The following is a 19844-nucleotide window of genomic DNA, read 5'->3' as shown; positions in this document are numbered from 1 at the left end:
GCACGTCACCCATAATTTTGAAAATCTTATTTTACTAATTTCATGGCTGGACCAAAGAATTCATAATGAATTTTTTCGTCTTTTACGCCAATCTCATGTAAATTTTCAATGACAGCTTCCATAAAGCCAACAGGTCCACATACGTAAACATCTGCATTATCGGCTACTTTTTCCGCTAATAATTCTTTTGAGATTTTCTTATTTTCATCCGAATATAATGCTGTGTATGTTGTATTTGGTAGCACATTTAATTTCTTTTGAATGTCATCGCTAAACGCTACAACTTTTTCATTGCGTGCGCACTGGATGAAGCTCACTTCATTTGTTGCATCATCTTTTAGTGATTGTAACATACTGTTTAATGGTGTTACACCGATACCACCGCTGATAAATGTAATCGGAGCAGTAGTTTCTTCTAAGACAAATAGTCCTGCTGGAGAACTTACATCTACTAAATCTCCCACTTCTAATACATCGTGAATAAAGTTAGATACTTTACCATTTGGCGTATGATCGCTTTCACGTTTCACTGAAATGCGATAGCCGTCTTCTGCACTTGCTTGTGAAAGTGTATATTGACGATTCATTAAATATTCTTCGCCTGGCACTTTTACACGGATACTGATATATTGACCTGGCTCATAAGCTGGTAGATTTGAACCATCTTCATTTTCAAAGTAAATAGATGTAACAAGGTCACTTTCTACTACTTTTTTCGCCACTTTTAATGGTTTAAATAAGCGCCATCCACCATTACGTTCAGCTTTTTGATATAGCTCTTCTTCTACTCGAATGAAGATGTCTGCAATTATGCCATATGCTTCAGCCCAAGCATTAATAATATCATCTGTCGCTGCATCACCAAGCACTTCTTTAATCGCTTTTAATAAGTTTTCTCCAACAATTGGATAATGCTCAGGTAAAATACCTAGACTACGGTGTTTATGAGCAATTAACATCACCGCTGGTAAAATAGCTTCTAAATTTTCAATATGAACCGCAGCAGCATAAACTGTGTTTGCTAACGCTGTTTGTTGACGACCTTTTTCTTGATTTGTATGGTTAAAAATATTTAATAATTCTGGATGAGCTTCAAACAGATTTTTGTAAAACGTTTTAGTAATCTCCACTCCATGAACTTCTAATACCGGAACTGTTGCTTTAATAATTTGTACTGTTTCTTGTTTTAACATATCGCTAACCATCCTTTCGTGATTACAATATAGCGCTTTGTTTTTTTAAAAGCAATATATTAAATACATCTTTAACAAAATGGACATAATTAATGTATTTTAAATACATCTTTAAAAAAACATTGGAAATTATAATACTTTAAAGTAAAAATGCTATAATTATTTTGAACTATAGAAAGTAGGGTGTTCTTATGCGCTTAACTTTATACACAGACTATTCCCTTCGAACACTCATATATTTGGGTGCAAAGGAAGATGGCCAATTATCAACTATCCAAGAAATTTCAAATGCTTATAATATATCGAAAAACCATTTAATGAAGGTGACACACCAGCTTGGATTATTGGGCTATATTGAAACGATTCGAGGACGTGGAGGTGGAATTCGCCTAGCGATTGATCCAAAGACTATTACAATTGGCGAAATCGTACGTCATACAGAAGAGGATTTTCATCTTGTCGAATGCTTTGACAAAGAAAATAATTTATGCAAAATTGCGCCAGAATGTCAGCTAAAAGGCGTTTTGTATGAAGCATTACAAGCTTATTTAACAGTCTTAGATCGCTATACGCTTGATGATTTTTTACATTCGAAAGAAAAGTTGATGGCACTGTTGCTTGGCGAATAAAAATACCCGCACAACTCAAGTTGGACGGGTATTTTTATGTTTATATTATGTTACAATGCCTTTGAAAAGAAAATCATATCGAGTGCGCGAATTCCATTTTCGTAAATTGGCTCTGGATAATTACTGAAAAAATCTTTTTCAATCGCTTCCATACGAAAACCTGCTTTTTGATAAAATGCAATATTATCAATACTAGAATTTGCCGTTCCGACGATTATCGTTTGATAGCCTTGAGATAGACAATTTGTTGTTATATGTTTTAGTGCTTCCTTCCCAAGCCCTTTACCTTGATACTTCGGTACGATTGCAATATTTTTTAACTCTACTGTCGTATCATTCTGCGCAAGAAGTAAAGCCACACCCGCTAACTGCTCACCACATTTAATCTCATATAGTTCACCGTCATTTAAATATTTTCGAACAGCTTCTTCACTTTCATCAGCTAATAATAAGTGTGGTAAATAGTCTTCCCTCTGACCTTCCACTTTCTTTAAGGATGTACGATATTGAACAAAATCCTTACGCTCAAAAACATTTAAAACACAAGGCTGCTTTTCTTTAACCTCTAGCCACGAATGCTCCTGCGGAAAATCAGTCTCAACTCCTAGTCTAATAAAAGGCAACTTTTCCTGTGCCTTTTGTGAGCGAATATTAACTTTTCTAGCTCCTGCAAAAACACGTTCTAGCCCTAGCTCAAAGAATGCAATATCTAAAATTGCAATTTTTGATTGAAGATTATAGCCTTTTCCCCAAAATTCATAGCCTAGCCATGAACCAATATGACAGCTCTTTTTATTGTGGTCAATAAACATTAACGCCGTCACACCAATAAGTTGTCCTTCCTCATCTAAAATAACACGAGGAACTGTCTTTCCAGCTTCTTCATCCACACATTCACGTTTAATAAAATTAATAGTATCTTCCACTTTACCGGCAGGTAGCCCTAGTGCATCTCGAACCTGTGGCATGGAAGACAGTGCATGCATTGCTTCAGCATATTTTATATCATGTCTTACTAAAGTTACTGCCATATTCTATTCCCCTTTTTACTGATAATGGCGTTATTTAATCCATTTATATATATATTTCTTTTGATAGTCAATTATACGTTAGTTGCCAGGATACACCGAAGCGATCCTGAATCCAGGCAAATTTCTTAGAAAATCCATAATTATCAAGTGGCATCAACGCCTGTCCACCCTCTAAAATTTGTGTAACAAGACTATCGATTTCTTCTACAGACTCACATTCCACAAAAATAGAAGTTGACGGTGTAAATGTAAAGTTATGCTGTATTACACTGTCATTCACCATCATTTTCAAACCCTTTAAATGAAGAATAGCCATCGCAACATGGTGTGAGTTTTCCATATAAGTTAAGCTTTCTACCTGTAACTCCGGAAACCATTGTTGATATTGCTGAATAGCTTCTTTAGCTTGTCCCTGAAACATTAAAAATGTAGTGGCACTTTTCATTTATTTAACTCCCCTTCATATTTTATTATCCATTGTGCTGGTGTCATTTTCGAAACAAGCTCTCCAATTAATTCATATGGGATATTTTTAGTATTTGTAAAACGAATACAGCTTTTCCCCATGTTAAGCTTTGTCGGTACTCGTTTCGCATATTCCTCCTGGAACCACGAGAGTAATGCTTGATCTGCATAAATACCCATATGATAAACCGCAATATGACGTTTTTGTGCAGCTAAGCTTATAAAGGGTAAAGGAGTATTCGGTGTAACATGGTAGCCCTTCGGATAAGTAGATAACGGGACAACGTAGCTTATCATGTCATAAATCATACTTTCTTCAAAACCCTCTGGCAAATTGCTTGCTACTACATCTACAAGTTTGGCAAAACCCTCCTGCCATTTTTCATCTACTTGCTCAATATAAGTGTTTTTCATACTCTGTCCCCTTTTCAACATAGTATTATTGCTGTTATAGAAGGGTCGTTCCATAACGTAGAATTGATTTCCGTTACGATTAGGCGCTTTGTAGCTGCCGCTTTGCTCTCGCTACAGAAAACATTTGTAGCTGCCGCTTTGCTTTCGCTACAGAAAACATTTGTTGCTGACGCTTCGCTTTCGCACAGATAAAACATTGCCGCTGACGCTTCGCTTTCGCGCAGAGCAGAGCTTCCTGGGGGCGTCCGATGAGCCGCTTGGGCCAACACGAGGTTGGTCACGTAGGCGTTATCACAGGATGTAATGTTCTTAGCCTTCGTTCCCCTATCGCTGATCCCCAAGGAGTCGCCTAGTCTACACTCCAATCAACTTAAATTTCATACTAAAAAACACCCCTAATTTTTTCACAATGCTGCGTAATGTGTAGCATAATCATAGGATCGCCAATTTCCATGAATATTGCATCACTAAAAGAAATCAATAAAGTCTCTTTGTTGTTGTTTATGCTTTACCTTCTGCCTTTGCTTTTCGGTATAGTTCCTTTGTTTTGTAGCCTAATCTAATAATTTCACGCATCTCCTCTAAACGTGCAACTTGCGTCTCTTCCTTTTTCGCACTATAGATATAACGGGCCCAATCCTTTTGATACCCCGGTGTTAATCCATTATAAAATGTTAAGTCATCCGGATTTTCAGCAAGTGCATCACACAACTGAGGAATCATGCCTTCATAGTCACTAACGCATTGACTACTTGCTGTTTTCTTCTTGCCACGCCCCTTACTATCTCTCTTTATGCTTACTATAGAAAAAGTCTCATCCAATGACATAAGACTTGCAAATTTATAATCACTGCCAACAATGTATTTTTCTTCGTCCACTTGAATGGCTGGGAAAATTTCATCACGATGAATAAACTGTTCATATTTTTTATTTCCTTTTTTCGGATAAACAAAAAATAAATAACCCTGCTCCACAAGCATGTTTAACTTTAGTACATTTTGCAAATACATAACCATTTCATCAATAGTAAACACAAAAGCAATGATTCGATCATGGGGTGCATTGCCTATTTGCGATATTCCCTCTAGTATCATCTCCTTTGGTTGATTATGAATCCAAATGGATAGTCCATCCTTAAGTTTAAATTTCTTTTGCATAGTTTTGACACCTCTTCTACTTATCCATACAATTTTCTCTTAGTTTTGATAGTATAGCTGATTTAGTGAAATTTTCGTACAAAAAAAACGCTCAAATATTCTCGAGCGTTTAGTTTATATTGAAATAAGCTACTTTATTTTGGTACGCGCTACTATTCCTTTAATAATCGGAATGGCTGTTCCAATTAGCACTATCGGTAGGAACCACCAACCAATACTCTCTACCCCACCAAGTGCAATACGGACCATTTGGATTGATATAGCTGCAAATAAAATGAGGCAGAGGTTTTTTATTTCATTTAATATTTTTCGGCTATTTAAATAAAATGCCTCTACATTACTTTCATTTAAGCGTACTGGGTAATTATGCATATGCGGAGCCCTTTCAAGAACCCCCAGAAAAATCCATAGAAATATTCCGATAAAAGGCATGATGAGTACCTCTATTTTTGAACCCCAGCGATTAACTTCTCCTGCACCATTAAAGTGAACTGGAATCTCCTCGGGTAGTTTGCCCCACATAACCAAAATATAAAGAATGGACAGTACAAATACCCCACCGCCGATATAGTCCCAAACCTTTTCATATCTTGTTTTTGGCAATTTTAAAACAGGTCTATACATCTTCACACATCCTTGCTTATTCCTTTATTAATAATTTTACGTTACTACAGTTCAATTAGTTTCAAATTTATGCAAATTGTCACAATTGTTTGAGATATGCAGGTAATTTTCCACTTTCAAATACAGGAAAATAGCAATTTATTATACTTTTTTTATCATGCAATCTACAACTAATTACCTTATTATTCCTAATGTATATAGTTCAAATACTCATAATACTTTGTAAAATTCATATAATCTGATATAAATGGTATATACATATTTCATTTTTTTGTAACAATTCTACTAAATTACTGCGAAAGGAACGACAACTATGCGATTTACGATTTATAAGAAGTTAGTACTCGGTTTTTTTATTGTTATTTTAGTGTTAGTTGGAATAATCGGCGTAAATTTCAAACAGCTTGATTCTGTTAACAAATCATATCGTGTGTTACTCGAGGAACAAATAACTAAATCTATGAATATTCAAGAGCTACGTGCAATTGCTAAACAAGAACTTGTAAGTATGAGAGGCTATCTTTTACTTGGGGACAAGCAAAATTTCCAAAGTAATACGGCGTCACGTGAAGAATTTAAAAAGAAATATGATGAGTTAATGGCATCATTCGATTCTCAAAAATCTATTGAATTATTAGAGGCAATCAAAAAAAGTGAACAAGATGTACAAAAGTTCGCAGATCGAATGTTTTCATTAAAAGCTGCAGGAGAAACTGAGCAATATGAAAAGCTTGATGGCTCACAAGGCCGCCTCATTAATAAACAATTCGATCAACGCGTAGCTAATCTTGCTGACTACCAAGATGAATATATAAAAGGGAAAATCGCTGCTACATCAAAAGAAATACAATCCATTAAATTTCAAATGATTATTCTTGGCATCTTTGCTGTTGTCATTAGTCTGATAATTGCCATGGTCATGGGAAGCCTTATTTCCCGCCCTATCAAAGGTATGGCAAAGACTGCGAAAAAGATTGCTGAGGGTGATTTAACAACTGAGCAAATTCACATTAAAAACCGTGATGAAGTAGGTGATTTAGCACTCGCCTTTAATCAAATGGCGGTAAATTTAAAGGACCTTATTTCAAATGTACGTCATAACACCGTGCAAGTAAGTGGGGCTGCTGCTGAATTAACCGCAAGTGCCGAGCAAACCATCCAAGCGACAGAACAAATCACTTCCTCTATACAAGAAGTTGCAAGTGGCTCTGAGGCTCAAGGCAAAAATGCAACTGAAAGCTCAATAGCTATGAAATCTATGACGAAAGGCATTCAACAATTGGCTGCGACGACAGCTGCCGTTTCAGAGCTTGCTATAGAAACAAATACGGAGGCTAATAAAGGAAATGAATCGCTTCACCGCGTTATTACACAGATGGACACAATTAATTCAGCGGTTTTAGAATCTGCTAGCGTTGTAAAAAATTTAGAAAACCATTCTGTTGAAATTGGAAATATTATTGGTCTCATCACGGATATCGCCGAGCAAACAAATTTACTAGCACTTAATGCTGCAATTGAGGCAGCACGTGCAGGAGATCATGGTCGTGGCTTTGCAGTAGTTGCAGGTGAAGTGAAAAAATTAGCTGAGCAATCTAAGAAATCCGCTGAACAAATTGCTACTTTGATTTCAGAAATCCAACACAATACAAACCATGCCGTAACCGTTATGGATACTGGTACGCAAGAGGTACAAGTGGGTATGCAAGTTGTAAAAGTAGCTGAGGAAGGCTTCTCAAAAATCGTTGAACTGATTGAACAAGTATCTGGGCAAATTCAAGAAGCAACAACAGTTTCAGAGGAAATGTCATCAAGTGCAGAACAAATTTATGCATCCTTCGATGAAATTGCAACAATCGCAAAGATGTCCTCTTCAAATCTGCAAAGTGTAGCTTCTGCTTCTGAGGAACAACTAGCGACTATTGAGGAAGTTGCCGCTTCCGCTGCCACACTATCAAACATGGCCGAGGAATTACAAACGCAAGTTTCGCGTTTTACAGTGGATTAAGGAATTAATTATCATAACGTGGGGTTGATTTCCGTTCCGGCTGGGCGCTTTCCTGGGGGCGTCCGATAAGCCGCTTCGCTTCGCTGCAGGGTCTTATCTGTGACGCTGATCCCCAAGGAGTCACCCAGCCTCCACTCCAATCAACCTAGATACATGGCATACGTTTTAACAATACCATCCCCAAATTTGAGATATTAGCCAAAAACAAGAGAGTTTTTTATTATTATCAAATGGTTGACTTCATTATAAATTATTGATCCACTAAAATAGATAGAAAAAAAATAATTTTTAGAATATTGTTGACATTCAGCCGTTATCCAAGTATCATTGCTTTCAACAACACATTGTAGGCCAAGATTGGAAATAGTAGAAATGCAGTGTACTTGTAGAGAGTCGGTGGTTGGTGCAAACCGATAGGCACACATTTTGAACTCGTCCATGAGCCACTCCCTGAACTTCAAGTAAGGGACGTCGGTTTCCCCCGTTAACGGGATAGACAGTGATAGCTGTCGATAAGGGGACTTTTTCTGTAAAGAGAAGGTCAATTAGAGTGGTACCGCGAGCATAACTCGTCTCTATATTTTTATATAGAGGCGAGTTTTTTTGTTTCCAAAAAGTTTATTAGCCTAGGTGTGGATTATGTCTCTAACAGAGACACTATCAATATATTGACAACTACAACAAAAGGAGTGTTTGAAAATGGGAAGAAAAATTTGGGTGTTTGATACAACTTTACGTGACGGCGAGCAAGTGCCTGGTGCAAAACTGAATTTATACGAAAAAGTAGAGATTGCACAGCAACTCAAAAAATTAGGCGTCGATATTATCGAGGCTGGTTTCCCGGCTTCATCACAAGGAGATTTTGATGCAGTTAAAGCTGTCGCACAAAAAGTCGGGCATACAAGTGATATTATGATTACTGCTTTAGCACGTGCTGTACAATCAGATATTGATGCAGTATATAACGCTGTAAAATACGCTGAAAATCCGATGATTCATATGGTGCTTGGTACTTCTGATATTCATGTTGAGAAAAAATTTAGCAAATCCAAGGATCAGATTCTACAAATTGGCGTTGATGCAGTAAAATATGCAAAAACGCTTCTACCACAAGTCCAATATTCAACAGAAGATGCATCTCGTTCTGATTTCGAGTATCTTTGGAAAACAATCGAAGCCGTGATGAAAGCTGGTGCAACAATGATTAATGTACCTGACACAGTCGGCTTTGCAGAACCAGAAGAATTCGGAGCGATGATTTATAAACTAAATGAGCGTATGAAAAACCTAAACGATAGCGTTTTGTTGAGTGTTCATTGCCATAATGATCTGGGTATGGCTACTGCGAACACACTAGCTGCGATTAAAAACGGTGCAGATAAAGTAGAATGTACAATTAACGGCATTGGCGAACGCGCAGGAAATGCAGCATTAGAGGAAGTCGTCATGGCGTTGAAAACACGTAGCTCTGTTTACAATGCTGAGACACGTATTAACACAAGAGAAATTATGAATACGTCTCGTCTTGTTTCAAGCTTCATGGGCTTAGACGTACAAGTAAACAAAGCGATTACTGGGGATAATGCTTTTGCCCATTCCTCTGGTATTCACCAAGACGGCCTTCTTAAATCTCGTGATGCCTATGAAATTGTACATCCAGAAGATGTCGGTCTTGACGATATGGAGTTAGTCCTTACAGCTCGCTCTGGGCGTCATGCGGTGAAAAATGCCCTTGAGAAACTTGGATTTTCCAATCTTTCAACGGATGAATTTGAAGGAATCTTCGAAGGCTTCTTAAAGCTTGCTGATGCAAAGAAAGAAGTTTACGATCACGATTTATATGTCATTGTGGAAAGCTATTATGAAAAGCATGATGCGAACAATGCTAATGCCACTCATTACAGTGATCAATTCTTTGACTTTGATGATTTACAAGTCGTCAGCAACGCAAGCTTCCCTTCAGCAAGTGTGAAAATACGTAAAGGTGGCGAGATATTTAAAGCAAGCGCTGTTGGCTCTGGCCCAATTGATGCCCTTTATTCAGCCATCGCAGACATTACAAATATAGATGTAAAACTTGTAGAGTATAATATCAATAGTGTTTCCCGTGGTAAAGAAGCGCTTGGTAAAGTAAAAATTACAATTGAGCATGGCGGTGAAAAATATATCGCCAAAGCTGCGGATACAGATATTTTGAAAGCAAGTGCGCTAGCTTATATTAATGCGATCAATAGTATCGTTGTTGCTAAATTAACGCCTGTTATGAACTAAATAGTCGAAAGCAGTATGGCCCAATAGTGTCATACTGCTTTCATTTTTCCTATCGACTGCCCTCTACTAACTTTCGATATTCCTCTTCAATTAATTCAACATCAAGACGCTCAAACAGTGGCGTCACCTCGCTAATACTTGTTGGTAAGTCCACTTGTTCACGCCACTTCACTTCGTTGATTCCTAACATTTTTCTTACCTTCTCAGCTGAAAACGGTAAAAAAGGATGTAACAGTTGTCCAAGATTAGCGATAATATAAACACACGTGGCTAGTGTCCGATTGCCAGCTTCCACTTTGTCTTTCACTTGTAGCCACGGCTGCTGCTCGTCAAAATATCGATTAGCCGCACGTATATATTCAAAAATAGCTTCTAAAGCTTGTTTAAAATAACCCGCTTCTATATGGATCCCGACATCACCAAACAACTGAATCGTACGTTTTCGAATAGTATCATCTACCTCTGCATGGGGTACTTGGCTAGCAAACGATTTCTCTAAAAACTTCAATGTACGATTGACAAAATTACCATAAGCACCGAGTAATTCACCATTATGACTATAAATAAATTCTCGCCATGAGAAATCAGTATCACGATTTTCTGGCGCATTTATTGTTAAAAAATAACGAAGAGAATCGGCATCGTATCGACTCAAAATATAAGGTACCCATACCGCCCAGTTTTGGCTCGTTGATAATTTTCGTTTTTCTAATGTCAAATATTCGTTTGATACAATATGTGTAGGTAAGGCCTTTGCTCCTATCCCCATCAGAATAGCTGGCCATATCACTGTATGAAACGGGATGTTATCCTTACCATGAACGTAATATGAAATCGTTTCTTCATTCCACAAATCTTCAATTGCTATATTATGCTGCTTCGCCCATTCAATACTCGCTGTTAAGTAACCTGCTACAGCTTCAATCCACACATATATTTTTTTGCCTTCAAAACCTGGTACTGGCACATCTATTCCATTTGGTAAATCCCTTGTTACAGCTCGGTCCGGAACACCTTCTGCTAAGTAACGCTCTGTTAAACCTAAGGCATTGTCTCGCCAGCGTTTTTCTGCCTTCGCCTCTGCTAAATAAGTCTCCAGTCTCCCTTGAAACTGACTAAAAGCAAAATAAAAATGCTCTGTCTCCCTGATTATTGGCTCATTCCCACAAATTTTACAGCGTTTATCGATTAAATCGAGCGGATCTAAAATTGTCGAGCAATTATCACATTGGTCACCTCGCGCTTTCGCACCACAGTTCGGACAAACCCCTTCTACAAATCGGTCAGGCAAAAACTGCTTGTCTGTTTCACAGTATGCTTGTTCAATTTTCTTTTTATATAAAAAATTATTCGCTAGCAGCTGTAAAAAAATTGTCTGAACAGATTCATGATGGTGCTGCGCATCTGTTCGCGTATACAAATCATAGGTAAATCCTAAATCATTGAAGCATCTTGAAAATTCTTCATGATAATGATTAGCAATTGCTTCCGTTGTCGTATTTTCCTGTGCAGCCCGAATGGAGATCGGTGTACCATTACAATCACTTCCCGAAACATATAAAACCTTCTCGCCCTTTTGTCGGTAATATCTAGCCAAAATATCACCTGGTAATAATGCGGCGACATGCCCTAAATGCAAAGAACCATTTGCATATGGCCACGCGCCTCCAATAATAATTGTCATCCTAAGTTGCTCCCCTCGAAAAAATTAAAAAGTGTAAGGCGTGCCGATAAAAATCTATATCCCTCTCATCTGCACACCTAAAAAGTGTATAAAAAAACGCCCTAATCAAAATTGATTAGGACGAGTATACCCGTGTTACCACCTATATTTACAAATAGCTCACACTATTTGCCTCCATCAGTGCGTCTCATTTCAAATTTCAATGAGAGATACTGCCGCTGTTGTAACGAGTGCCCATCTCGTCGTAATCTACTCGCAAATTTGCTTTCGGTACGAAGCTCAAAGGTCATTTTCAAAAGGGGGCATTTACCTCATTTCCACCAACAGAGGCTCTCTATATAATGCTTATCCAATTTACTTTTCCTTATCAGTGCTTTTACTATAGATTTCCACCATTTTACTCTTTCTGCTGTTGAATTGCAATGCATGTCGATAAAACGAAAAAGTTGGGTGATAATCAGAAAATGTCGTCGATAAAATTTTATCCTAGCTTTAAACCAGGTAATTCTTTTAAACGATCAATCACTATGTCCGCTTTTTGTAATTCTGTTTCCTGCGCAAAGTCGAAACGTACACCAACTGAAAGCAACTGATTATCTTGAGCTGCCCGAATATCCGAAGAACGATCACCTACAACTGCTCCACGTTGAATGGCATTTTCCTCGATGACCTTCTTCACTAAATCAGATTTATGACCACTCGAAACAGACTGAATACTATATGTACCTTTGATAAAACGCTGTAATTGATAGGTCTCTACTATTGCTTGTAAATACTCTGTTTGTCCATTACTCGCGATGAATAACTCATAGTTTTCTGCTAAAGTAGCAAGTGTTTGCTCTGCATGTGGATACAATGCGCCCTGGCCATTACGTATTTGTTCAATAAGCTTAACATGGAATAAGGCATTACTTTCTTCACGTATCTCTAGCGTATACATAGGACATAACGTTTCCCAGACAACAGGTAATGGAACACCCATAATTTCGCGGTATTTCTCAATTGGTGTTTCTCCCTGCCACAAACCCTTTGCACGTAGAACATCGAATGTTGCCGATAACGCTGGCTCTAAAATTAGGTTTGTTTGAAATAAAGTACCATCCATATCAAAAATAATAGCTTTTTTCACAAAATCACCCCTTCTAATGTTATGAACGCTTTCTACTCTTTTATTGTTTCTCTTTAATGCCATTAAAATTTTATGCTCCCTTCAGTTCCTAAAACTAAAGGGGATCATAACTTTTAAGGCTCTAGGGGTACTACCATTTCTAATTCCTTCATTTCCTCCCAATAACACTGCTCATTCGTCTTACCTGGTTTAAGTGTAAAAGATTTCGGCATTTTCTCCATAGGAGGCAGCTCTAGAATAATATGATGTCTATTATCCTTGGTCGCACCCATTTGTATATTCTCGTGTAACTCTCCTTCACTATCAGTTACCTTAAACTCAAAAAATGGCCATTTATCATTTCTATCTAATTGGTCAGGAAAATGCAGATTTACAACGTTAAGGAAATTTAATGTGAAAAAGCCGGATTCCAATAGCTATGGAATCCAGCTTTCATGACGACTTTTAATTAAACTCGTTATTCAACTATCGCGTGTTCGTTAGCTTAAGGTACTTCCGCGATATGAGTAAACGAAGCAAACGAGGTCATTATTTACTTTTATTTAAAGGAACGACTAATTCTAATGCCTTTATTTCTTCACTATATCCTTCACTATTTTGTCGACTTGGCTTGAGTGTAAATGATTTTGGTATCGTATCCATTGGAGGCAGTGTCAGTACCATATGATGACCATAGTTCCCAACTGCCATGCCTGATTGTAGTTTCAGTTTATCATATACCTGACCATTATCATCGACTACAGAGAAATCAAACCATGGCCAAGTATCGTTTTTATCCATTTCAGCAGGGTAATCAATCGTTAGGTCTATTCTGGTTGATAGCGGTGAAAAGGTTACTTTATCCGCTGTTAACTTATAAACTTCATCTACCGTTTTAGTTGTAACCTTTGGATAAAACTCAAACACATCGCCTTTTATTTTTTCAAGTGGGAAAGCCACCTTCAACTTGCCCTCATAGCCAAATAAGTTATCTCCATGGACCTCAATCTCAATGTTATCGCCAAATTCATTAAATTGAGAGAAGGTAAATTGATGATGTTCAATTATTGTTTTCGAGTTTAAGTCGTCCTGACCTGTTGAACCAATCGCTGGTTTAATTTCTTGTTGTCCATTAATTGTTATATAGCTAAAGCCGGCCTTTTCTTCCTTCATCGAAAGTTCTTTTTGACCTGTGTAAACTACTGTTACGATTAGCCGGTTGCCATCATAAGCTGCTTCTTTTACAGTCATCGTTAAGCCGTTTTTACTATCTTGTTTATCAATTACTGTCGTAAGTTGATCGTGTTCAATTTTCTCTGAGGCAATGTCTCTAAAATCTTTATAAATTGGACCAATTAGGGGGATATTTGATAAGGCTTCCGCCATGCCTGTTGAAACAAATCCAGAACCAAGCAAAGATAGACATAACCCACATGCAACCAAGATTGACTGTTTTATGGTTCTTCCTACTTTTCTTTTTTTCTTAGCTTGAAAAATAGCCGTCTTCTCCCTTGCCATTAGCTTTTCAACAGGTACATTAATGTTGTCGAAAGATCGATTGAATTTGTCTTTATTCATAAAGATAGCCCTCCTTTAAAATGGGTCTTAGCTCTTTTTTCGCTCGATTTAAGTGTGATTTCACGGTTCCCTCCGGATAATTCATGATGGTGGCAATTTCCTTAATGGACAGATCGTGATAATACCTCAACAAAATAATGGTCTTAACAGTAGGATTTAAGAATTTAAAGGCTTCTGATAAATCCATTGAATGCATGATAAAATCAACATTTTCAGAAGCGATTAATTCAGTAAAGATTTCCTCATTATCTGTAGTAAAATGGCGGGACTCTTTACGAATAAAATCAATGGATTTAAATACTAGAATTTTTGTAATCCAACTCGAAAAACTTTCAGGCTTTTTTAATGTCTTTATGGAAATATAGGCTGTATAAATTGTTTCCTGATAGACATCAAGAGCATCTTGTTCATTTCTAACATATGCATAGGCTGTTCGGTACAGCTTTTGTCGAACAGAACCAATCAGTTGTTCAAATGCTTCATCATCACCTTTTTTTGCTTTTTTCACTAATTTTGCTAGATCCATTTTGGTTCTCCTCTCCGTTACACAAAAAAGTCGAATGAGGAAGTAAATCGGTTGCAAAATAATTAAATGTATTAAAATTGTTATCCATTATCTTTTTCCATTTCCTTTAGCCTACGATAAAATGCCGCCTGGCTGATTCCTATAATTGCACATATCTTCTTTACAGTTTTATTGGTAGTTTTACGTAATTCAATGGCATGATTCATACCTTGATGCTTTTCTGTATATTTTTTAACCCTTCCTCGATATTTCCCCTTTTGTTTGGCTAATTTAATTCCTGAACGTTGCTTCTCTTTAATCATTTCTCGATCTAGTTCAATAAAGGCTGCCATTACCGTTAAAAAGAATTTACCAGTTGGTGTTCTGGTATCTATTCCTAAGTTTAAAATAACAAAGTGTATATCTCTTTCTCTAAGTTGTTCAACACGTTGCAAAAAAAAATAGATGTCCTCCTTTTTACAGATAGAGACACCCATTTTTCTATTTTAATCAAAAAACTCCATATGCGTTTTTTCCTTCTTATAATAATCCAATCGATCCTGTAAAGTTCCTGTATGGAATTCGAATTTATGACCGTCTAGATCTGTGAAATAGATTGATTTTTTATCTAGTACATCTCTTTGTCTGCCTTCTAGGATATTGACATTAAGTTGGATTAGCTTCTCATACATGTTGTCAAAATCGTCCTCCTGAATCGAAAACGCTATATGTGTATAGGATTGATGTATTTCATTACGAGGAATATCCTTTTCAACATTAAGGGCAAGCCACAGCCCATTTACATCAAAATAGGCTGTGCTTCTACCTTTCACTAATAATTTCGCATCAAAAACCTGTTCATAAAATGCGATGGATTCCTCTAAATTTGAGACTGAAAATAATAAATGATTTATGTTTTGGATTGTCATGCGTGTGTCCCCCGACTATGAAATCGCTGATAAAAGTGTGATTATCGCTGATAAACTTTTGAAAATCGCTGATAAAGTGTCATTTGCGCTGATAAAGCTTTCAATATCGCTGATATCTCGCTCACCCTCATTCCAAGCTGCGTTTAATTTGATTTTTTCCCTTTCCTTCCTTTCGCAATTTGCTTTGATTTGCGTTGCTCATTTAATTTTGCTTGTGCATTTGCTTTTCGTTCGATAAAAGCAAGCTCCCTTTGCAATTTAAAGTAACTTTGGAGACGTCCTTGTTCAAGCGCACCATCTGTAATGGCTTGCTGTACAGCACAATGAGGCTCCTTCTGATGTTTACAATCCCTGTAGCGACAGGCTGCAGAAAGTTCCTCTATATCTTGAAAACTAGAGGATAGGCTATCACTCTGATCCCACAATTGTAACTCTCGCATTCCAGGCGTATCAATTAAACAGCCGCCGCCTGACAATAGAACTAACTCTCGATGTGTGGTTGTATGGCGCCCCTTCGCATCATCTTCACGAATACCTGAAACTTTCATAAGCTCCTCACCACTAAGAGCATTTGTTAATGTGGATTTCCCAGCACCAGAAGAGCCGAGCAATGCTCCTGTCACACCTTCTGTAAATAGCGCACGAATATCTTCTAAGCCCTCACCTGACAGAGCACTAGTCACAAAAATATCCACACCGAACGCTACAGACTCAACCTCACTTATCTTACTTGAAACATCTTCACAGAGATCAGCCTTCGTCAAAACAACGATTGGCTTCGCACCCGAATCCCACGCTGCTACTAAATAACGTTCTAAACGGCGAATATTAAAATCAGCATTTAAACTCATCACTAGAAGCACGATATCCACGTTCGATGCTACAATCTGTTCTTGTATTTCCAGCCCCGCTGCCTTGCGGGAAAACACTGATTTTCGTGTAAATAATTTATGAATAATCGCCTTGTCCTCACCCGGCATTTTCTCAACTAGCACCCAATCCCCAACTGCCGGGAAATCCTCACGCGCTAATGATGTATACGCGTAATGTCCAGCGATCGTTGCCAGCCACTCTCCTTCTTCAGCCAGTACACGATAGGAATGCTTATGCTCTAAGGTAACCCTTGCCGGTACACAATTCGCCAGCTTAGCCTCCCGTTTAAATCCAATCATTTGCTCTTCAAAATATGTTGAAAATCCTAAAGTTGTTAAATTCAATTCGTCTTCCTCCTAAATGTGCATATCATTTGTCATCAATCGTTAAAAACATAAAAAACCTTGTCTCTGCGCAATTCGGCAGTTACAAGGTTTCACAGGCACATTTAAGAGCATATACAAATCACCACTATTGTGATCTACAATGCGTGGTCAAATAATATATTTTAGGCGTGTGAAATTGAACAAACCGAATTGCTGTTCGTTAAAAGCGGCTCTATTCATCATGTCACATCACCTACTTCCGATTTTGTTAGTTTCAATATAACGAAATATTCAGTAACTGTCAATATAAGGACTACCACCAAAATTTATGGTTGATTTCCGTTCCGACTTACTTACATAGTATATGTTTTAACAAATGTCATCCACGAGTGATGCGCCCAATGTAATCTAACAAGCATTTATCTCCCACCTCCCTGCATACAATAAACAAGACCACTATTGGCAAAGGAGATGTTGAATTGTCAAAAATCATTTCGATCAGTACATACAAGCCACCGTACACATTACAACAGACTAATGCAGAGGAGCTAACGAAGGAGCTATTTCATGCAAAAATCCCTAAATTAGAACGCTACTTAAAAGTGTTTGAGAATGGTGGTATTGCAACACGTCATTTTTGTGTGCCACCTGAATGGCATCGCACTGATCATTCCTTTGAGGAACGTAACAATTTATATATTGAGCTAGCTACACAATATAGCGTTGACGTTATTCAAGCTTGTTTACAAAATGAAGCGTTTTTACAATCACCGATTTCTCCTAAAGATATTGATGCCATTATTTTTGTGAGTAGCACAGGCATTTCCACACCAAGTATTGATGCACGGGTTATGAATCAACTTCCTTTTTCAGACAGGCTTAAGCGTATTCCACTTTGGGGGCTTGGCTGCGCTGGTGGTGCGGCCGGTGTTAGTAGAGCCTATGATTTTTGTCGTGCCCATCCGGAAGCAAAAGTTCTTGTCGTTTGTGTTGAGCTTTGTAGTCTAACCTTTCAGCCAAATGATTTTTCAAAAAGTAATTTAATCGGTGCCTCTCTTTTTGCAGATGGGGCAGCATGTATACTCGTCTGTGGAGATGAAGTGAATATCGACGTTAAAAAATCAATCCCTACTATTATTGGAACCGGCTCTAAGTGGATGCCGGATTCAGAAAATGTTATGGGGTGGAATATTAAAAATAATGGTCTACATGTCGTTTTTCAGAAGAGTATTCCTGCCATCATCACCAATTGGCTCGGCCCATTCATTGAACAATTTTTATTGGAACATGAACTTTACAGTGAACAGCTCAATCATTTCATTGCACATCCTGGCGGTAAAAAAGTGTTAACAGCTTATGAAGATACTCTCTATCTAGCTCCCCAAAAAACCGACATTTCTCGGGAAATATTAAAATATCATGGAAATATGTCGTCTCCTACGGTGCTATATGTATTAGAGCAATTTATGTTAAACGAAGGACAAGTAAAGGATAATGGTTTGCTCGTCGCTCTCGGCCCTGGCTTCTGTGCAGAAGCTGTATTACTTAAATGGAGGGAGTAGCATGATTGTTTACATTATTTTAATCCTAGTCATTCTACAAAGATTGACAGAGGTTTTCATTGCAAAACGCAATGAAAATTGGATGCTTTCGCAAGGGGCATATGAAGTTGGCTCCTCTCATTATCCATATATGGTTTCTTTGCATGTCGGTTTTTTCCTATTTTTAATTATTGAAGTAGTTACTAATCACAAAAGTGTATCGCCTTTATTTCCGATATTGTTCTTATTATTTATTGCCGTTCAAGCTTTACGTATTTGGTGTATTCGGTCGTTAGGGTCCTTTTGGAACACAAAAATACTCATATTGCCTAATGCAAAAGTGGTACGGAAAGGTCCTTACACATTTATGCGTCATCCTAATTACGCCGTTGTTTGCTTAGAAATTATTCTACTGCCTTTAATGTTTCAAGCATACTTCACAGCATTTTGCTTTACACTTTTAAATGTGACCATGCTGTCCGTGCGTATTCCAGTTGAGGAAAAAGCTTTACGGGATGCGACGAATTATAATCATGTATTTCAAAAGAAGATTTCGGAATCCTAGCCGAAATCTTCTTTGTTATTCAATGCAGAAAAAAATTTCCTTCGTTTGAAGAGAGTTGCCTGTATTCCCTCATAACATAAATGGCTGTTTCAAAAGTTCTTTACTTTCGAAACAGCCCTCACCAAATTAATTTATTTCGTTTTATGAACATTTATTTCTAAAGTTAGCTCGTTCAATTTATGCTCTAATTCACCAAGCAAACGTAACTTATGATTCAATTGCTTCTCAAATTCAATTGATTGAGCCAATACCTTATTCACTTGGGTATCTAAGTGTGAAAGAACCCCTGCATTCAAGATCGTTTTCCCACCTCGTGAAAAGTTTTGTTTTTTCATATCCGCTAATTCTTCTGATAATTTTTCTATCTCTCTGCTTTTTCCTTCTATTTCTTTGGCCAAATGCTTATGAAGGTCTTCTGAATTAGCTTGCTCTATACGGGATCTTTCAAAGGCTTCAATGATAGTCTTCATTTGTTGGCTTATATCATTTGTAAAATCATTTAACTTATTTTCAAAGACATCCACTATAGTCTCATACTTAGCATCTAAATTTGTAGAATGTAATTCATCTTTAGTGAATTTTAATTTTTCCTTCATTAGCTTATTTTCTACACGCAATTCTTCTAATTCTTTTAATAAACCCTCTATAGAAGCAAGTTGTTTTTTCTTTTGGATTTCCCTTGCTTGTATATCATCATAGTAAGTTTTCATTTTTCTTTCATGGTCTCTCTTCTGCTTTAAAACCTCCATCGAAAGCTCTTTTTTCTGCTTTGTTAATTCAACATTTTCTCGCTCTAGTCTCAGTACTAGTGAATAATAATCACTATCTCTTAGCCTTTTAACTTCATTTTTATATTTCGCTAATTCCGCTCTTAAAAAAATGATCATCTGCTGAAGTTGAATAGGATCATTGTTATTAACAATATCATTATCCACACTTGCA

20 protein-coding genes, 1 pseudogene and 2 other annotated features are annotated in these 19844 nt (G+C 37.3%); of the genes and pseudogenes, 5 read left to right on the top strand and 16 right to left on the bottom strand.

Features of this window, described 5'->3' with window-relative positions; translation table 11 throughout:
* Window positions 1–26: 26 nt before the first annotated feature.
* Window positions 27–1193: an NO-inducible flavohemoprotein gene (hmpA, locus tag MWJ95_RS15995; protein WP_249106698.1), complete on the bottom strand. Its 1167-nt coding sequence runs from the start codon at window positions 1191–1193 to the stop codon at window positions 27–29.
* A 191-nt stretch (window positions 1194–1384) separates the two neighbouring features.
* Here hmpA and MWJ95_RS15990 point away from each other — a divergent pair, with 191 nt between their 5' ends.
* Entirely contained in the window at window positions 1385–1822 is a 438-nt protein-coding gene (locus MWJ95_RS15990; protein ID WP_249074816.1) for an Rrf2 family transcriptional regulator, read from the top strand.
* Window positions 1823–1872: 50 nt separating this feature from the next.
* Here MWJ95_RS15990 and MWJ95_RS15985 read toward each other — a convergent pair whose 3' ends face one another.
* From MWJ95_RS15985 to MWJ95_RS15960, 6 genes are all read right to left on the bottom strand, one after another.
* A complete protein-coding gene (locus MWJ95_RS15985; RefSeq protein ID WP_249074817.1) occupies window positions 1873–2853 on the bottom strand; it encodes a GNAT family N-acetyltransferase in 981 nt (326 codons plus the stop codon).
* Window positions 2854–2920: 67 nt separating this feature from the next.
* A complete protein-coding gene (locus tag MWJ95_RS15980; protein WP_249106688.1) occupies window positions 2921–3298 on the bottom strand; it encodes a VOC family protein in 378 nt (125 codons plus the stop codon).
* Window positions 3295–3732 (bottom strand): DUF1801 domain-containing protein, encoded by a 438-nt coding sequence (locus MWJ95_RS15975; protein WP_249074819.1) that lies wholly within the window; start codon window positions 3730–3732, stop codon window positions 3295–3297. The genes MWJ95_RS15980 and MWJ95_RS15975 overlap by 4 nt, the downstream gene beginning before the upstream one ends.
* Before the next feature lie 14 nt (window positions 3733–3746).
* On the bottom strand, window positions 3747–4013 hold the full coding sequence (locus MWJ95_RS15970) for a hypothetical protein (RefSeq protein WP_249106687.1): 267 nt from the start codon (window positions 4011–4013) through the stop codon (window positions 3747–3749).
* A gap of 220 nt (window positions 4014–4233) precedes the next feature.
* On the bottom strand, window positions 4234–4890 hold the full coding sequence (locus tag MWJ95_RS15965) for a YdeI/OmpD-associated family protein (protein ID WP_249074820.1): 657 nt from the start codon (window positions 4888–4890) through the stop codon (window positions 4234–4236).
* Between the two features lie 129 nt (window positions 4891–5019).
* Window positions 5020–5514, bottom strand: a complete 495-nt coding sequence (locus MWJ95_RS15960) for a DUF1648 domain-containing protein (protein ID WP_249074821.1) — start codon at window positions 5512–5514, stop codon at window positions 5020–5022.
* 313 nt (window positions 5515–5827) lie between these two features.
* Here MWJ95_RS15960 and MWJ95_RS15955 point away from each other — a divergent pair, with 313 nt between their 5' ends.
* Both MWJ95_RS15955 and MWJ95_RS15950 read left to right on the top strand, forming a co-directional pair.
* Complete coding sequence (locus MWJ95_RS15955; RefSeq protein WP_249074822.1) at window positions 5828–7522, top strand: methyl-accepting chemotaxis protein; 1695 nt, start codon at window positions 5828–5830, stop codon at window positions 7520–7522.
* Between the two features lie 344 nt (window positions 7523–7866).
* Window positions 7867–8102, top strand: a binding site (T-box leader).
* 119 nt (window positions 8103–8221) lie between these two features.
* On the top strand, window positions 8222–9793 hold the full coding sequence (locus tag MWJ95_RS15950; RefSeq protein ID WP_249074823.1) for a 2-isopropylmalate synthase: 1572 nt from the start codon (window positions 8222–8224) through the stop codon (window positions 9791–9793).
* Window positions 9794–9842: 49 nt separating this feature from the next.
* On the opposite strand, the gene metG is transcribed toward MWJ95_RS15950, so the two are convergent.
* The 8 genes and pseudogenes from metG to rsgA all read right to left on the bottom strand — a co-directional run bounded on the left by metG (window position 9843) and on the right by rsgA (window position 16814).
* On the bottom strand, window positions 9843–11477 hold the full coding sequence (metG, locus tag MWJ95_RS15945) for a methionine--tRNA ligase (protein WP_249074824.1): 1635 nt from the start codon (window positions 11475–11477) through the stop codon (window positions 9843–9845).
* A 113-nt stretch (window positions 11478–11590) separates the two neighbouring features.
* Window positions 11591–11857 (bottom strand) — a binding site (T-box leader).
* 101 nt (window positions 11858–11958) lie between these two features.
* On the bottom strand, window positions 11959–12606 hold the full coding sequence (locus tag MWJ95_RS15940) for an NIF family HAD-type phosphatase (protein WP_249074825.1): 648 nt from the start codon (window positions 12604–12606) through the stop codon (window positions 11959–11961).
* 113 nt (window positions 12607–12719) lie between these two features.
* Window positions 12720–13019, bottom strand: a complete 300-nt coding sequence (locus MWJ95_RS15935; protein WP_249074826.1) for a hypothetical protein — start codon at window positions 13017–13019, stop codon at window positions 12720–12722.
* A 115-nt stretch (window positions 13020–13134) separates the two neighbouring features.
* Window positions 13135–14163, bottom strand: a complete 1029-nt coding sequence (locus MWJ95_RS15930; RefSeq protein ID WP_249074827.1) for a DUF4179 domain-containing protein — start codon at window positions 14161–14163, stop codon at window positions 13135–13137.
* The gene (locus tag MWJ95_RS15925) at window positions 14156–14689 is read right to left on the bottom strand and encodes a sigma-70 family RNA polymerase sigma factor (protein ID WP_249074828.1); all 534 of its coding nucleotides are present in this window, start codon (window positions 14687–14689) and stop codon (window positions 14156–14158) included. The genes MWJ95_RS15930 and MWJ95_RS15925 overlap by 8 nt, the downstream gene beginning before the upstream one ends.
* A gap of 80 nt (window positions 14690–14769) precedes the next feature.
* Window positions 14770–15123: pseudogene (locus MWJ95_RS15920) on the bottom strand (recombinase family protein); the annotation flags it as partial.
* Window positions 15124–15174: 51 nt separating this feature from the next.
* Entirely contained in the window at window positions 15175–15597 is a 423-nt protein-coding gene (gene fosM / locus MWJ95_RS15915) for a FosM family fosfomycin resistance protein (RefSeq protein WP_249106685.1), read from the bottom strand.
* 143 nt (window positions 15598–15740) lie between these two features.
* The gene (gene rsgA, locus MWJ95_RS15910) at window positions 15741–16814 is read right to left on the bottom strand and encodes a ribosome small subunit-dependent GTPase A (protein ID WP_249106682.1); all 1074 of its coding nucleotides are present in this window, start codon (window positions 16812–16814) and stop codon (window positions 15741–15743) included.
* Window positions 16815–17275: 461 nt separating this feature from the next.
* On the opposite strand from rsgA, the gene MWJ95_RS15905 reads away from it, so the two are divergent.
* Window positions 17276–18358, top strand: a complete 1083-nt coding sequence (locus tag MWJ95_RS15905; RefSeq protein ID WP_249074830.1) for a type III polyketide synthase — start codon at window positions 17276–17278, stop codon at window positions 18356–18358.
* 1 nt (window position 18359) lies between these two features.
* Window positions 18360–18902, top strand: a complete 543-nt coding sequence (locus tag MWJ95_RS15900) for an isoprenylcysteine carboxyl methyltransferase family protein (RefSeq protein ID WP_249074831.1) — start codon at window positions 18360–18362, stop codon at window positions 18900–18902.
* A gap of 131 nt (window positions 18903–19033) precedes the next feature.
* On the opposite strand, the gene MWJ95_RS15895 is transcribed toward MWJ95_RS15900, so the two are convergent.
* Window positions 19034–19837: a hypothetical protein gene (locus MWJ95_RS15895; RefSeq protein WP_249106677.1), complete on the bottom strand. Its 804-nt coding sequence runs from the start codon at window positions 19835–19837 to the stop codon at window positions 19034–19036.
* Window positions 19838–19844: the final 7 nt, after the last annotated feature.

The sequence above is a fragment of the Lysinibacillus sp. Bpr_S20 genome, assembly GCF_023337835.1.
Lineage (GTDB): Bacteria > Bacillota > Bacilli > Bacillales_A > Planococcaceae > Lysinibacillus.
This window is presented reverse-complemented; position numbering and strand designations above follow the sequence as displayed.

Coding starts and splice junctions, on each gene's coding strand:
- MWJ95_RS15975 (WP_249074819.1), bottom strand. CDS start 3,732: ATGAAAAACACTTATATTGAGCAAGTAGATGAAAAATGGCAGGAGGGT.
- metG (WP_249074824.1), bottom strand. CDS start 11,477: ATGACAATTATTATTGGAGGCGCGTGGCCATATGCAAATGGTTCTTTG.
- MWJ95_RS15980 (WP_249106688.1), bottom strand. CDS start 3,298: ATGAAAAGTGCCACTACATTTTTAATGTTTCAGGGACAAGCTAAAGAA.
- MWJ95_RS15960 (WP_249074821.1), bottom strand. CDS start 5,514: ATGTATAGACCTGTTTTAAAATTGCCAAAAACAAGATATGAAAAGGTT.
- fosM (WP_249106685.1), bottom strand. CDS start 15,597: ATGACAATCCAAAACATAAATCATTTATTATTTTCAGTCTCAAATTTA.
- MWJ95_RS15985 (WP_249074817.1), bottom strand. CDS start 2,853: ATGGCAGTAACTTTAGTAAGACATGATATAAAATATGCTGAAGCAATG.
- MWJ95_RS15965 (WP_249074820.1), bottom strand. CDS start 4,890: ATGCAAAAGAAATTTAAACTTAAGGATGGACTATCCATTTGGATTCAT.
- MWJ95_RS15955 (WP_249074822.1), top strand. CDS start 5,828: ATGCGATTTACGATTTATAAGAAGTTAGTACTCGGTTTTTTTATTGTT.
- hmpA (WP_249106698.1), bottom strand. CDS start 1,193: ATGTTAAAACAAGAAACAGTACAAATTATTAAAGCAACAGTTCCGGTA.
- MWJ95_RS15900 (WP_249074831.1), top strand. CDS start 18,360: ATGATTGTTTACATTATTTTAATCCTAGTCATTCTACAAAGATTGACA.
- MWJ95_RS15930 (WP_249074827.1), bottom strand. CDS start 14,163: ATGAATAAAGACAAATTCAATCGATCTTTCGACAACATTAATGTACCT.
- MWJ95_RS15925 (WP_249074828.1), bottom strand. CDS start 14,689: ATGGATCTAGCAAAATTAGTGAAAAAAGCAAAAAAAGGTGATGATGAA.
- MWJ95_RS15990 (WP_249074816.1), top strand. CDS start 1,385: ATGCGCTTAACTTTATACACAGACTATTCCCTTCGAACACTCATATAT.
- MWJ95_RS15950 (WP_249074823.1), top strand. CDS start 8,222: ATGGGAAGAAAAATTTGGGTGTTTGATACAACTTTACGTGACGGCGAG.